Origin of the sequence: Micromonospora endophytica (assembly GCF_003236305.1) — a bacterium.
GTDB lineage: Bacteria > Actinomycetota > Actinomycetes > Mycobacteriales > Micromonosporaceae > Micromonospora > Micromonospora endophytica.
In genome coordinates this window covers 1-13,585 of the sequence record NZ_POTX01000025.1, presented here as the reverse complement: position 1 = coordinate 13,585, position 13,585 = coordinate 1, and the positions used below count along the sequence as shown (strand labels likewise).

Genomic DNA, 13,585 nt, shown 5'->3' with positions numbered 1-13,585 from the left:
TTCGGACAGCAGAGGGCATCAGGGCCAGGAGGTGGCGTGGTCGGTGACGAAGGTGGCGAGGGTGCGCGGAGGGCGGCCGGTGATCGTCTGGACGGTGTCGGTGGTGTCGGCCCACCGGCCGTCGCCGACGTCGCGCATCAGCGTGGCGAGGTCGTCGGCGAACGCCGGAGGCAGGCCGGCCGCGCGTAGGCGCTGCGCCATGGCGGCCACCGGCAGATCGAGATAGCGCACCGGGCGGCCGAGCACTGCGGTCATCGTCTCGGCGACCTCGTCGTGGGTGGGTGCCTCGGGGCCGGTCAGGATCAGCGTGGCGTCCGCCTCGACCGGCCGGGTCAACAGGGCAGCGGCGACATCGGCGATGTCCCGAGCGTCGAGGTAACCGACCCGACCGGGCCCGTACGAGCCGTAGAACCGTCCCTCGCCATCGGCGAAACTGACCTCGGTGAGGAGATTCTGCATGAAGCCGACCGGTTGCAGGATCGTGTGCGGCAGCCCCGAGTCGCGTAGATGGTCGTCGATTTCACTGTGCTGGCCCTGGGCCAGTGGCGCGCCGGGGGCCGCACCGCGTACCGATATCTTGACCACCTGCGCGACGCCGGCCTCGGCGGCGAGGTCGATGATCGACAGTTGCTGGTGGACGAAGTCCGGCCCCGGCACCCCGTTGAGCAGCAGGCGGGCGCCGGGAACGAGGGCGGCGCGGATCGAGCGGTGATCGGCGAAGTCGGCGAGTGCGACATCGCCGCCGAGGTCGGCGAGGTGTCGGACCTGGCGCACCACCGCCCGCCGGGTCACCCCCTGCCGGTCCAGTCGATCGACAAGCGCGCGCCCGATCTGTCCGGACGCGCCGGTCACGATGATCACCAAACCTCCAAGCGGAATGAGGCATTCCGGTTGCCTGGTGGCTAGGATAACCGGAGGACAGCATTCCGGATAGAGGACACCATGCCGACAGACGACGCCGCTCCCCTGCGGGCCGACGCGCGCCGCAACCTGGAAAAGATCATGTCGGCCGCCCGCGACGTGGTCGTCGAGCATGGGCTCGATGCACCGATGGAACTGGTGGCACGCCGTGCGGGGGTGGGCGTCGGCACGCTCTACCGGCGGTTTCCCACCCGGGAGGCGCTGCTCGGCGCCGTCGCCGAGGCGTACGTCGCCGACCTGGTGACCGCCACCCGACGGATCATCGACGGCGCGGTGGATTCCTGGTCGGCGCTGCGCGAACTGGTCGACTGGTGCGCGTCTCCAGGGCAGGGCGCGCTGGCCGCGGCCCTGGCCGACCTGCCCGTCGCGCAGGTGCAGGCGCTACCCGCGTTCGCCCGGTCCCGCCACGAGTGGTTGGAGCTGCTGGACGGTCTGGTCACCGACGGGCAGCGGGCCGGGATGATCCGCGCGGACATCGGCACCGGCGATCTGGTGGCCCTGCTCACCGTCTTCACCTGCCATCCGGACCAGTTGCCCCGACACGTCGCCGACCAGCCGGCCCGTTATCTGCACCTGATGCTGGACGCGCTGGCCGCCACCGCACCCCGCGCCACCCCGCTGCCCGGCACCCCGCCGAGCTGATCAGTCAGCTGGGGTCGTGGGGGCGAGGGCGGCGAGAATCGCCTCGGCCGTGCGCTGGCCCACACCTGGCACCTCGGTGATCTCCTCGACCGTTGCCGCCGACAGACGTTTGAGGGAACCGAAGTGCCGCAGCAGGGCCTTGCGGCGCACCTCGCCCAGGCCGGGGATGTTGTCCAGGGCGGAGGCGGTCATCCGCTTCGAGCGGCGCTGCCGGTGGAAGGTGATGGCGAAGCGGTGCGCCTCGTCGCGTACCCGTTGGAGCAGGTAGAGCCCTTCCGAGGCGCGCGGGAGGATGACCGGGAAGTCGTCGTCGGGCAGCCAGACCTCCTCCAGCCGCTTGGCCAGCCCGCAGAGCGCCACGTCGTCGATGCCCAAGTCGGCGAGGGCCTGCGCGGCGGCGGCCACCTGCGGCGCGCCACCGTCGACCACCACCAACTGCGGTGGGTACGCGAACTTGCGTGGTCGTCCGGTGGTCGGGTCGACGCCGGGACGGTCCGGGTCCGAGGCGGTCTCCTCGCCGATCTCACCGGTCTCGGCGCGAGCGTCGAGGTAGCGGGCGAAGCGGCGGCGCAGCACCTCGGACATCGCGGAGAGATCGTCGGTGGCGCCCCGGACGATGAACCTGCGGTATTCGCTCTTGCGGGGCAGCCCGTCCTCGAAGACGACCATGCTGGCCACCACGTCGGTGCCCTGGATCTGCGAGACGTCGAAACACTCGATGCGCAGCGGCGCGGTCCGCATGCCCAGCACCTCGCTGATCTCGTCGAGGGCCTTGCTGCGGGTGGTCAGGTCACCTGCCCGCTTGAGCTTGTGCCGGGCCAGGACGTCCTTCGCGTTGCGCTCGACCGTCTCCAGCAGGGCCCGCTTGTCGCCGCGCTGCGGCACCCGCAGACCGACCCGGCTGCCCCGGCGGGTGGAGAGCCAGTCGGCCAACGCGTCGGCGTCGGCGGGCAACTCCGGCACCAGCAGCTCACGCGGCACGTCGGTCTCGCCCTGTTCGCCGCCGTAGACCTGGGTGCAGAAGTGGTGCACCAGGTCACCGACTGTCAGTTCCTCGGTCTTCTCCACCACCCAGCCGCGCTGGCCGCGCACCCGACCGCCACGCACGTTGAAGACCTGGACCGCGGCCTCCAAGGGGTCGTCGGCGAAGGCGACCACGTCGGCGTCGGTGCCGTCACCGAGCACCACCGTCTGCTTCTCCATCGCCCGCCGCAGCGCGGCGATGTCGTCGCGCAGCCGGGCCGCCCGCTCGAACTCCAACTCCGCGCTGGCCTCGGCCATCTCGCGTTCCAGCTTGCGCACCATGGTGTCGGTGCGCCCGGCCATGAAGTCGCAGAAGCCGTCGACGATCTCGCGGTGCTGCTGCGCGCTGACGCTGCCGACGCAGGGCGCGGAACACTTGCCGATGTAGCCGAGCAGGCAGGGCCGGCCGACCTGGCCGGCCCGCTTGAACACCCCGGCGGAGCAGGTCCGTGCCGGGAAGACCCGCAGCAGCAGGTCGAGCGTCTCGCGGATCGCCCAGGCGTGCGAGTACGGACCGAAGTAGCGCACCCCCTTGCGCTTGCTGCCCCGCATCACCTGCAACCGTGGGTATTCCTCGTCGAGGGTGACCGCGAGGTAGGGGTAGGACTTGTCGTCGCGGTAGCGGACGTTGAACCGCGGGTCGTACTGCTTGATCCAGGTGTATTCGAGCTGCAGCGCCTCGACCTCGGTGCCGACGGTGACCCAGTCGACCGCCTCGGCGGTGGTGACCATCTGCCGGGTCCGCTCGTGCAGACCCAGCAGGTCGGCGAAGTAGGAGTTGAGCCTGCTGCGCAGGTTGCGGGCCTTGCCGACGTAGATCACCCGGCCGGTGCCGTCGGAGAAGCGGTAGACCCCCGGCGACTCGGGGATCGTGCCGGCGGCGGGACGATAGGTCGACGGATCAGCCACGCTCCGAGACTAGTCCGCGCCCCCGACAGCGGGTTCGTGACGCTCGCGGCGTCCTTGACACCCTCGTACCACGTCGGAAGAGCACGGGGTGGCCACGCGTTAGGTACAGCGTGCGGATCGGCGAAGCCTCCAGGGTCAGCGGCGTGAGTGCGAGATCGTTGCGGTTCTACGAGGACGAAGGGCTTATCGTCCCTGGCCGCTTCGACAACGGATACCGCGACTACTGCCGGTCCACCATCAACCGGGTGCTCGTCATCCGCTCGCTGCTGGAGTCCGGGCTGCCCGTACGTCTGATCAGGGAAGTCCTGCCGCACCTCAGCGACGGCCCCGAGGTCGGCACGGGTCCGCTGGACGCGGACTTCCTTGCCGAGGTGCGGAGCTACCGTGCGCGACTCGCGGACCGGATCGCCGTGCTCAGCGCCCAGCAGTCGGCTCTCGACGCCTTCCTCCACCGGGCCCGTCAGCACGGTCCGTGACCGGCGACTTGAGCTTGACACAAGTGTGAGGCCCCTACCGTCCCGGACATGGAAATCATCGACAGGCGACCCGGTGCCGCCAAGACGATGCGAGCCCTCGTCCAACGATCGCACCGCGGGCCGAAGGAGTTGGTCCTCGCCGCCGACGTCCCCTACCCGGTCGCGGGCCCGGACGAATACCTGATCCGGGTCGGTGCGGCCGGGCTCAACTTCGCGGATGTCATGCAGACGCACGGAACCTATGTCGGTGGGCCGCCGGCACCGTACGTCGCGGGCTTCGAAGCCGCTGGTGAGATCGTGGCCGTCGGCTCGGAGGTGGAAAACCCGTTCCCGCTCGGCACCCACGTCGTCGGCACTGGCCCGGGTGCCTTCGCGGAATACATGGTGATGCCGGCCGCGGCAGCGCTGCTGATCCCGTCCGGCTGGAGCGACGCCGAAGCTCTCGGCATGGTGCTGAACTGGGTCACCGCCCTGGCGGCGCTGAAGCCGCTGGGCGGCGTCGAGAGGGGTGCCGTGGTGCTCGTGCACGCTGCGGCGGGAGGAGTGGGACAGGCGGCGGTCCGCCTCGCCCGGCACTACGGCGCACGCGTCATCGCCACCGCCTCCGCGGCAAAGCACGACACCGTTGTTGCGCTCGGCGCCGACGAGGTGCTGGACCGCGCACACCCCGATCTGGCAGCGGAGATCAACCGTCGGACCGGCGGTGTCGATCTGGTCCTGGAGTCCGTCGGCCGGGCCACGTTCGGCGTCAGCCTGGCGGTGGCCAAGCCCTTCACCGGACGGATCGTCGTGTTCGGTGCGGCCTCCGGTGACGCGGGCCTCACCACTCACGACCTGGTCTTCAGCTACCACGCGCAGGTGCAGGGTCTGCACATCGGCGCGCTGGCGGCTGCTGCGCCGTCCCGCTACGAATCGCTGCTGAATGAGATCAGGGTGCTCATCGCAGCGGGCGTGTATCCGCCCGGCAGGCCCCAGATACATCCCCTGGACCAGGGGCCGGCCGTGCTTCGGTCGCTCGAGGCGGGTCAGACCTGCGGCAAGCAGGCCCTCGATCCGTGGCGGCGGTGACGGACGACCGGCGAGCCTAGCCGCCGGCCCCGACAGCCCAGATCACCCCGAGCTGGTCGATCTCGTCGCCGCCGCGACCGAAGAACCCGGCGAGCGCGCCGCCGGGCGGCGCGGTGAAGGTCACCGCCGCCGAGGTGGGGCTGCCGGCGGCGAGCGTACGGCCGTGGTTCGTGGTGAACCGGGCCGAGAAGATCCGGGTACGGCCGTTGCGCTGCCCCTGGGTGAGGGTGACCTGGGTGATCCGCTCGCCGGTGGCGAGGGCGAGGCTGACCGCAGTGCCACCGGTGCCGCCGTGCGTGCGGGTGGTGCCGTCGGCACGGGTCAGCCCGACGGCGTCGAGCCGGGCGCCGCCACGCAGGGTGAGCGTGGTGACCCGGGGGCCGACGGCGTCCAGGTCGGTGAAGGGGGTGCCGTGCGGGCCGCCCCAGGTGTCGCTCTGCCGCAGCCCGTCGTCGAGGGTCCAGCGGAACCAGGCAGCGTGCGGGTAGTGGTCGGAGAGGTGGTCGCCGGCCTGGTCGAGGAAGCGGGCGTACTCGTTGTGGTAGCGCTCGAGGGAGAGCCGGACCAGCTTGCTCCCCCGGTAGAGGATCTTGTCGACCACCTCGCAGGCGTTCGTCAGGTGGTCGGGGTCGCAGGTCAGCGCCGGGCTGCCGGCGGCCGGCGGCTGTCCGCCCTGCTCCTGCTGGACCCAGGCGTCGGTCAGGCCGTTGGCGGTGACCAGGTCGCGGATGTTGTCGCCCGCCCGGGTGTAGCGGACGTTGAGGTCGCCCATCACCACCACCGCGTTGCCGGCGGAGTTGGCCGCGATCCAGTTCGACAGTTGGGTGATGTTGGCCCGGCGGGCGGCCAGGTCGGCGTCGGTGCTGCCGGCGTTGGTGTGCACGTTGTAGAAGTCGACGAAGACCCCTTCGGCCAGCCGGTGGCGGGCGTACGTGAAGCCCTTCGGGGTCAGGCAGTCGGTGCCGTTGCAGCGGTCCCACTTCACCCGGGTGAAGGCCGAGTACTCGACGTTCGACATGGTGTTCAGGCCGTCACCGAAGGGCACACCGCCACTCGTCGGCGTGCGGTACGGGTGCCGGTCGGTGGCGTACAGGTCGGCGTGGTAGTTGAAGTCCTCCTGCACGTGCACGATGTCGTACGCGTTGACCCGCTCGCCGATCGGCCTGGTGTTCACCGACGGCCGGCCGCTGGAGAGCGGTTCCGGCAGCCCGGCGACGTTGTAGGTGAGCACCGAGAAGGTCCCGGCGGCACTTGTCGCGGCGGTGGCGGTGGTCGGGGTGGGAGCTGGCGCCGGCAGCAGGGCGGCGAGTAGCGCCGCGGCGGCGAGCAGTGGCACGGCAGTCATGCGGGGCGTCCCTTCTCGATGGCGCCGTCCATGGTGGCGATTGACGCCTTCCAATCTCGGGTGAGGGAGCCTACCATCCAGTAACCGAATGTTCTTCATGTAATGATCCCCGCCCGCTGGCCCCCGTCCACAGAGGATCGCCATGCCTGGTCATACCGCCACCCGCCGGCTGCTCGCCGGCGCGACCGGCGCCATCGCCGTCGCCGCCCTGCTCGTCGCCGTCCCGACAACCGCCACCGCCACCCCGGTCATGACCGCCCCGGTCAGCACCACCCCGGCGGCGGACGAACTCGCCGCCACCGCCTTCGCCGGCAACGACTACTGCCTCGGCGAGTGCGGCGAGATCCTGCCGCCGGGCCAGAACGGCAACGCCACACTCGTCGAGATCCTGGGCAACCAGGCGTTCGGCACCCTGCCCCGGCACTCCGCCGACCAGCTCGACAAGTACGCCGACCTCGTCTACGGCTACGCCGGGCTGCGCGAGGAGCAGATCGACAACTTCTTCCACGACGCCGCCTTCGGCGTCGCCCCCAGCCAGGTCGAACGTGACTACTCGCCGCGCTCGGACGTGCGGATCGTGCGGGAGAAGGCGACAGGCGTACCGCACATCACCGGCACCACCCGGGGCGGCACCATGTACGGCGCCGGCTACGCCGGGGCCGAGGACCGGCTCTTCACCATGGACCTGCTGCGGCACGTCGGCCGGGGCACCCTCACCTCCTTCGCCGGCGGGGCCCCCGGCAACCGGGCGCTGGAGCAGAGCGTCTGGCGCACCTCGCCGTACACCGAGACGGACCTGGCCGTCCAGGTCGAGGCGCTGCGGCGCAAGGGTGGCACGCGCGGCGAGCAGCTCTACGCCGACGTGCAGGAGTACATCGCCGGAGTCAACGCCTACATCCGCACCTGCATGGACAACCGCAACTGCCCCGGCGAGTACGTGCTGACCGGCCACCTCGACTCGATCACCAACGCCGGTGGCCCCAAGCCGTTCACCATGACCGACCTGATCGCGATCGCCGGCGTGGTCGGCGGCCTCTTCGGCGGCGGTGGCGGCACCGAGATGCAGTCCGCGCTGGTGCGGATCGCCGCTCGGGCCAAGTACGGCCCGGTCGAGGGCGACCGGGTGTGGCAGGGCTTCCGCAACCAGAACGACCCGGAGACCGTGCTGACCCTGCACGACGGCCAGAGCTTCCCGTACGGCGACGCCTCCCCCGACGCGCCGAGCGTGGCACTGCCTGACGCCGGCTCGGCCCGGGTCGAACCGATAGTCACCGACGCCACCGGCTCCGCCACCTCGACCTCCACCTCGAACAGCGCCTCGGAGCTGGCCGCCGCGCTCTCCGGGCTGACCATCACCCCGGCCAACCGAGGGATGTCGAACGCGGCAGTGATCTCCGCCGAGCACTCCGCCACCGGCCACCCGATCGCCGTCTTCGGGCCGCAGACCGGGTACTTCTCCCCGCAGCTGCTGATGGTCCAGGAGTTGCAGGGCCCCGGCATCAGCGCCCGGGGCGCCGCCTTCGCCGGACTCAACCTGTACGTCCTGCTCGGCCGGGGCCAGGACTACGCGTGGAGCGCCACCTCGTCGGTCCACGACATCACCGACACGTACGCGGTGCCGCTCTGCGTACCCGGTGGCGGCACGCCGACCACCGCCAGCAACCACTACCTGTTCCGGGGGCAGTGCCTGGCGATGGAGGAGCTGTCGCACGTCAACAGGTGGAACCCGACCGTCGCCGACAGCACCCCGGCCGGGTCGTACAAACTTGTCGCCTGGCGGACCAAGCTGGGCCTGGTGGGCTGGCGCGGCACCGTCGACGGCCGGCCGCACGCCTTCACCCAGTTGCGTTCCACCTACGGGCGGGAGGCCGACTCGGCGCTCGGCTTCCAGATGTTCAACGACCCGGCCGCGATGGGCACCGCCGCGGCCTTCCTCGACTCGGCGAACAACGTCGAGTACGCCTTCAACTGGTTCTACGTCAACTCCACCGAGTCGGCGTACTTCAACTCCGGGCTCAACCCGGTACGCGCCGCCGGCAGCAACCCGAACCTGCCGATGAAGGCGGAACGGGCCTACGAGTGGCAGGACTACAACCCGGAGACGGGCACCGCCCGGTACGCCCCGCGCGCCGCCCACCCGCAGTCGATCGACCAGGACTACTACATCAGCTGGAACAACAAGCAGGCCAAGGACTTCGGTGCCGCCGACGGCAACTTCAGCTTCGGCGGCGTACACCGGGGTGACCTGCTGGACAAGCCGGTGAAGGCGGCCCTCGCGGCCGGCCGGAAGTTCGACCGGGCCACGCTCACCGAACTGGTGCAGCGGGCCGGCCTGACCGACCTGCGCGGCGCCGAGGTGCTGGGCGAGCTGATCCGGGTGCTGGAGAGCCAACCGGTCACCGACACCGCCCTGGCCGCCGAGATCAGCCGGCTGAAGGCGTGGCGGCAGGCGGGCGCGCTGCGGGTGGAGACCGCCAAGGGCAGCAAGGTCTACCAGCACGCCGAGGCGATCCGCACCTTCGACGCCTGGTGGCCGCTGCTGGTCCGGGGCATGTTCCGCGACCCGCTCGGCCCGGACCTCTACCAGTCGCTCGTCAACACCCTCCAGATCAACGAGGCACCCTCCGGGCTGCAACAGGGTGACGTGTCGAACCTGCCCTCCTCGGCGAACAGCGCGCAGACCCACAAGGGTTCGGCGTTCCAGTACGGCTGGTGGGGCTACGTCGACAAGGACCTGCGGGCGGTCCTCGGTGACCCGGTCGCCGGTGGCCTCGGGCGTACCTTCTGCGGCAACGGCAACCTGGGTTCCTGCCGGCAGGTCCTGCTGGACACCCTGCGCACGGCGGCGGGCACGCCGGCCGCCACCACCTACCCGGGCGACGCGAGCTGCGCCGCCGGGGACCAGTGGTGCGCGGACGCGATCATCCAGTCGCCGCTGGGCGGCATCAAGCACGCCACCATCGCCTGGCAGAACCGCCCCACCTACCAGCAGGTGGTCTCGTTCCCGGCCCGGCGCGGCGCCGACCTGACGAACCTGGCCGCCGCAGCGCCGGTGAGCGCCTCCAGCAGCCAGCTCGGCAACGGCGCGGCCCGCGCCGTCGACGGTGACCTGGGCACCAGGTGGGCCAGTTCCTGGTCCGACAACCAGTGGCTCCGGGTGGACCTGGGCAGCGTACGGTCGGTCGCCCGGGTGGTGCTGGCCTGGGAGGCGGCGTACGCCAGGTCGTACCGGATCGAGGTCTCGACCGACGGCAGCACCTGGCGGCAGGTCTGGTCGACCACCGCGGGCGACGGCGGCACCGACGTGGTCGCCTTCCCCACCCAGCAGGCCCGGTACGTGCGGATGACCGGCCTGACCCGCGGCACCTCCTACGGCTTCTCGCTCTGGGAGATGTCCGTCCACGCGCACTGACCGGGTAGGTGGCCGGGACGGTTCGTCCCGGCCACCGCCGGACGTGCCGCCGTCCCGGCTGGTCAGGCGAGCTGGATCTGGTCGCCCTCGACCTTGACGTTCTTCGCTGCCAGCGGTGCCGGTGACGGACCCGACTGCACCGCGCCGTCCTCGATTGAGAACTTGCTGTTGTGGCAGAGACAGTTGATCGTGCCGCCGTCGACGTTCGACACGTTGCACCCCTGATGCGGGCACCTCGGATCGAAGCCGCGGAACTCCCCCGCCGAGGGCTGGGTGATCACGATCCCCTGGGCCGCGAGGACCGCACCCCCGCCGACCGGGATGTCGGTGGTCCGGGCCAGGGACTGCGCGCCCTGCCGGTCGCCACCACCGGCATCCCCGGTGTTCGTCACGGCCGGGCCGGGGCTGGTCGTGGCGTCCCCGTCACCGTCCGAACCCCCGCAGGCGCTCAGCACCACCGCCGCGCCGGCGGCACCCGCGCCGGCCAGCAGCGCCCGCCGCGTTCGGATCGGCACCTGATCGTCACTCATCCGTCAACCTCCTCGGCTTCACCGTTCATGATCCGTAGCTGCGCTTCCTCTGACGGACCACTCTGCCTGGGGGTTCACCCGATCGGCTACCACGCAGCTCTCGACAAGGTCCGCCGCCACCTCGGCCCGCCGGTCGGCGCAGGTCAGCGGACCAAGGTGGCGGCGCGGGTCAGCGGACCGAGGTGGCGGCGCAGGTCAGCGGGCCGAGGTGGCGGCCTTGCGGGTGCCGCGCGCCTTGCCGTTGGCCTTGGCCGCCCGGGCGGTGGCCGCCGCCGCGCCCTTGGCCGCACCATCCAGCTTGAGCACGGTACGAAGGAACTGCCCGGTGTGGCTCTCGGTGACCTCGGCCACCTCCTCCGGGGTGCCGGTGGCGAGCACGGTGCCGCCCCGGTGTCCGCCCTCGGGGCCCATGTCGATGAGCCAGTCGGCGCTCTTGATCACGTCGAGGTTGTGCTCGATCGTGATCACCGTGTTGCCCTTGTCGACCAGCCCCTCCAGCACCAGCAGCAGCTTGCGGATGTCCTCGAAGTGCAGGCCGGTGGTGGGCTCGTCGAGCACGTAGACGGTCCGCCCGGTGGAACGCTTCTGCAACTCGGAGGCGAGCTTGACCCGCTGCGCCTCACCGCCGGAGAGCGTCGGCGCGGGCTGACCCAGCCGGACGTAACCCAGGCCCACGTCGACGAGCGTCTTGAGGTGCCGGTGGATGGCGGGGATGGCGGAGAAGAACTCGGCCGCCTCCTCGATCGGCATGTCCAGCACGTCGGCGACGGTCCTGCCCTTGTAGTGCACCTCCAGGGTCTCCCGGTTGTACCGGGCGCCCTTGCAGACCTCGCAGGGGACGTACACGTCGGGCAGGAAGTTCATCTCGATCTTGAGGTTGCCGTCGCCGGAGCACGCCTCGCAGCGGCCGCCCTTGACGTTGAACGAGAAGCGCCCCGGACCGTACCCCCGCACCTTGGCCTCGGTGGTCTCGGCGAACAGCTTGCGCACGTGGTCCCAGACCCCGGTGTAGGTGGCCGGGTTGGAGCGCGGCGTACGACCGATCGGCGACTGGTCGACCCCGACGACCTTGTCCACGTGCTCCAGCCCGCCGACCCGGGTGTGCCGCCCCGGCACCAGCCGGGCACCGTTGATCTGGTTGGCGAGCACCGCGTAGAGGATGTCGTTGACCAGCGTCGACTTACCCGACCCGCTGACCCCGGTAACGGCGATCAGCTGCCCCAGCGGGAAACTCACGGTCAGGTTGCGCAGGTTGTGCTCGCGCGCCCCGTGCACCACCAGTTCCCGGCCCGGGGTCTGCGGCCGGCGGCCCTGCGGCGTCGGGATCTCCCGCCGACCGGACAGGTACGCCCCGGTCAGCGACTCCTTGTTTTTCAGCAGCGCCGGCACCGAGCCGCTGTGCACGATCCGCCCGCCGTGCTCGCCCGCCCCGGGGCCGATGTCGACGATCCAGTCGGCGGTGCGGATGGTGTCCTCGTCGTGCTCCACCACGATCAGCGTGTTGCCCAGGCCACGCAGCCGCACCAGGGTCTCGATCAGCCGGTGGTTGTCCCGCTGGTGCAGACCGATGGAGGGCTCGTCCAGCACGTAGAGCACCCCGACCAGACCGGAGCCGATCTGGGTGGCCAGCCGGATGCGCTGCGCCTCGCCGCCGGAGAGGGTGCCGGCGGGTCGGTCCAGGGAAAGGTAGTCCAGGCCCACGTCGAGCAGGAACCGCAGCCGGGCGTTGATCTCCTTGAGCACTCGTTCGGCGATCAGCTTCTGCCGGTCGGTCAGCTCGATGCCGGCCAGCAGATCGGCGCACTCACCGACCGACAGGTTGCACACCTCGGCGATGCTGCGTCCGGCCAGCGTCACGGCGAGCACCTCGGGCTTGAGCCGGGCACCGCCGCAGGCCGCGCAGGGCACGTCGCGCATGTAGCCCTCGTACTTCTCCCGGGACCACTCACTCTCGGTGTCGGAGTGCCGGCGCTCGATCCACTGCACCACGCCCTCGAAGCCGGTGTAGTACGAGCGCTCCCGGCCGTACTTGTTGCGGTAGCGCACGTGCACCTGGTCGTCGGAGCCGTGCAGGATGGTCTTCTGCGCCCGCGACGGCAAGGCCCGCCACGGCGTGTCGATGTCGAAGTGCTCCGCCTGGCCGAGCGCCTCCAGCAGGCGCAGGAAGTATTCCAGGTTGTGCCCGGTCGACCAGGGCTGGATCGCGCCCTCGCGCAGGGTGCGTTCCGGGTCGGGGATCACCAGCTCCGGGTCGACCTCCTTCTTGGTGCCCAGGCCGGTGCACTCCGGGCAGGCGCCGTAGGGCGCGTTGAAGGAGAAGACCCGGGGTTCCAGGTCCTCGATCGCCAGGGGATGGTCGTTGGGGCAGGCCAGGTGCTCCGAGTAGCGGCGCTCGCGCGCCGGATCATCCTCGGGCAGATCGACGAAGTCCAGCAGCACCAGGCCGCCGGAGAGCCCGAGCGCCGCCTCGACCGAGTCGGTGAGCCGCTGCTTGGCGCTCGGCTTGACGCTGAGCCGGTCGATCACCACCTCGATGGTGTGCTTCTCCTGCTTCTTCAGCTTCGGCGGGTCGGTGAGCTGGTGCACCACGCCGTCGACCCGGGCGCGCGCGTATCCCTTGGCCTGGAGCTCGGCGAAGAGGTCGACGTACTCGCCCTTGCGGCCGCGTACCACCGGGGCGAGCACCATGAAGCGGGTGCCCTCGGCCATGGCCAGCACCCGGTCGACGATCTGCTGCGGGCTCTGCTTGGAGATCCGCTCGCCGCAGACCGGGCAGTGCGGCTCACCCACCCGGGCAAAAAGCAGCCGCAGGTAGTCGTAGACCTCGGTGATGGTGCCGACGGTGGAGCGCGGGTTGCGGGAGGTCGACTTCTGGTCGATCGAGACCGCCGGGCTCAGGCCCTCGATGAAGTCGACGTCCGGCTTGTCCATCTGACCGAGGAACTGCCGGGCGTACGACGACAGCGACTCGACATAGCGGCGCTGCCCCTCGGCGAAGATCGTGTCGAAGGCCAGGCTCGATTTGCCCGACCCCGACAACCCGGTGAACACGATCAGGGCGTCCCGGGGCAGTTCGAGACTGACGTCACGCAGGTTGTGCTCGCGCGCGCCACGGATGATCAGACGGTCGGCCACGGTCCGTGTACTCCCGGGTGAGGTGAGGAGGAAGATCTGTCCGCTTTTGGGGTGACCCCAGCGGTTGTGCCAGCGCAGAGCGTGCGCCTCGGCCACTGTAAACCCGCCCCCCGACAACTTCCCC

General features: G+C 70.7%; 9 protein-coding genes. 4 read left to right on the top strand and 5 right to left on the bottom strand.

What is annotated here, in order from left to right; translation table 11 throughout:
* Nucleotides 1-18: 18 nt before the first annotated feature.
* Nucleotides 19-861 (bottom strand): NmrA family NAD(P)-binding protein, encoded by an 843-nt coding sequence (locus C1I93_RS06120; RefSeq protein WP_111242265.1) that lies wholly within the window; start codon nucleotides 859-861, stop codon nucleotides 19-21.
* 81 nt (nucleotides 862-942) lie between these two features.
* Between C1I93_RS06120 and C1I93_RS06115 the strand changes: the two genes are divergently transcribed.
* Nucleotides 943-1,563 carry a TetR/AcrR family transcriptional regulator gene (locus tag C1I93_RS06115; RefSeq protein ID WP_111242240.1) on the top strand — a complete coding sequence of 207 codons (621 nt, stop codon included), beginning with the start codon at nucleotides 943-945 and terminating at the stop codon, nucleotides 1,561-1,563.
* On the opposite strand, the gene uvrC is transcribed toward C1I93_RS06115, so the two are convergent.
* A complete protein-coding gene (gene uvrC / locus C1I93_RS06110) occupies nucleotides 1,564-3,495 on the bottom strand; it encodes an excinuclease ABC subunit UvrC (RefSeq protein WP_111242239.1) in 1,932 nt (643 codons plus the stop codon). It lies immediately after the preceding gene.
* Nucleotides 3,496-3,605: 110 nt separating this feature from the next.
* On the opposite strand from uvrC, the gene C1I93_RS06105 reads away from it, so the two are divergent.
* Both C1I93_RS06105 and C1I93_RS06100 read left to right on the top strand, forming a co-directional pair.
* On the top strand, nucleotides 3,606-3,971 hold the full coding sequence (locus tag C1I93_RS06105) for a MerR family transcriptional regulator (protein WP_111242238.1): 366 nt from the start codon (nucleotides 3,606-3,608) through the stop codon (nucleotides 3,969-3,971).
* Between the two features lie 129 nt (nucleotides 3,972-4,100).
* Nucleotides 4,101-5,039, top strand: a complete 939-nt coding sequence (locus C1I93_RS06100) for a zinc-binding dehydrogenase (RefSeq protein ID WP_223256568.1) — start codon at nucleotides 4,101-4,103, stop codon at nucleotides 5,037-5,039.
* Between the two features lie 16 nt (nucleotides 5,040-5,055).
* On the opposite strand, the gene C1I93_RS06095 is transcribed toward C1I93_RS06100, so the two are convergent.
* Nucleotides 5,056-6,384, bottom strand: coding sequence for a jacalin-like lectin (locus C1I93_RS06095; protein ID WP_111242236.1), 1,329 nt, complete (start codon nucleotides 6,382-6,384; stop codon nucleotides 5,056-5,058).
* A 142-nt stretch (nucleotides 6,385-6,526) separates the two neighbouring features.
* Between C1I93_RS06095 and C1I93_RS06090 the strand changes: the two genes are divergently transcribed.
* Nucleotides 6,527-9,796, top strand: a complete 3,270-nt coding sequence (locus C1I93_RS06090; RefSeq protein WP_111242235.1) for a penicillin acylase family protein — start codon at nucleotides 6,527-6,529, stop codon at nucleotides 9,794-9,796.
* A 62-nt stretch (nucleotides 9,797-9,858) separates the two neighbouring features.
* Here C1I93_RS06090 and C1I93_RS06085 read toward each other — a convergent pair whose 3' ends face one another.
* On the bottom strand, nucleotides 9,859-10,326 hold the full coding sequence (locus C1I93_RS06085) for a Rieske (2Fe-2S) protein (RefSeq protein WP_111242234.1): 468 nt from the start codon (nucleotides 10,324-10,326) through the stop codon (nucleotides 9,859-9,861).
* Nucleotides 10,327-10,521: 195 nt separating this feature from the next.
* Entirely contained in the window at nucleotides 10,522-13,461 is a 2,940-nt protein-coding gene (gene uvrA, locus C1I93_RS06080) for an excinuclease ABC subunit UvrA (protein WP_111242264.1), read from the bottom strand.
* Nucleotides 13,462-13,585 lie beyond the last annotated feature (124 nt).

Excerpts from the sequence above, each read along its gene's own strand:
- C1I93_RS06115 (WP_111242240.1), top strand. The coding sequence starts at position 943 with ATGCCGACAGACGACGCCGCTCCCCTGCGGGCCGACGCGCGCCGCAAC.
- C1I93_RS06095 (WP_111242236.1), bottom strand. The coding sequence starts at position 6,384 with ATGACTGCCGTGCCACTGCTCGCCGCCGCGGCGCTACTCGCCGCCCTG.
- C1I93_RS06090 (WP_111242235.1), top strand. The coding sequence starts at position 6,527 with ATGCCTGGTCATACCGCCACCCGCCGGCTGCTCGCCGGCGCGACCGGC.
- C1I93_RS06085 (WP_111242234.1), bottom strand. The coding sequence starts at position 10,326 with ATGAGTGACGATCAGGTGCCGATCCGAACGCGGCGGGCGCTGCTGGCC.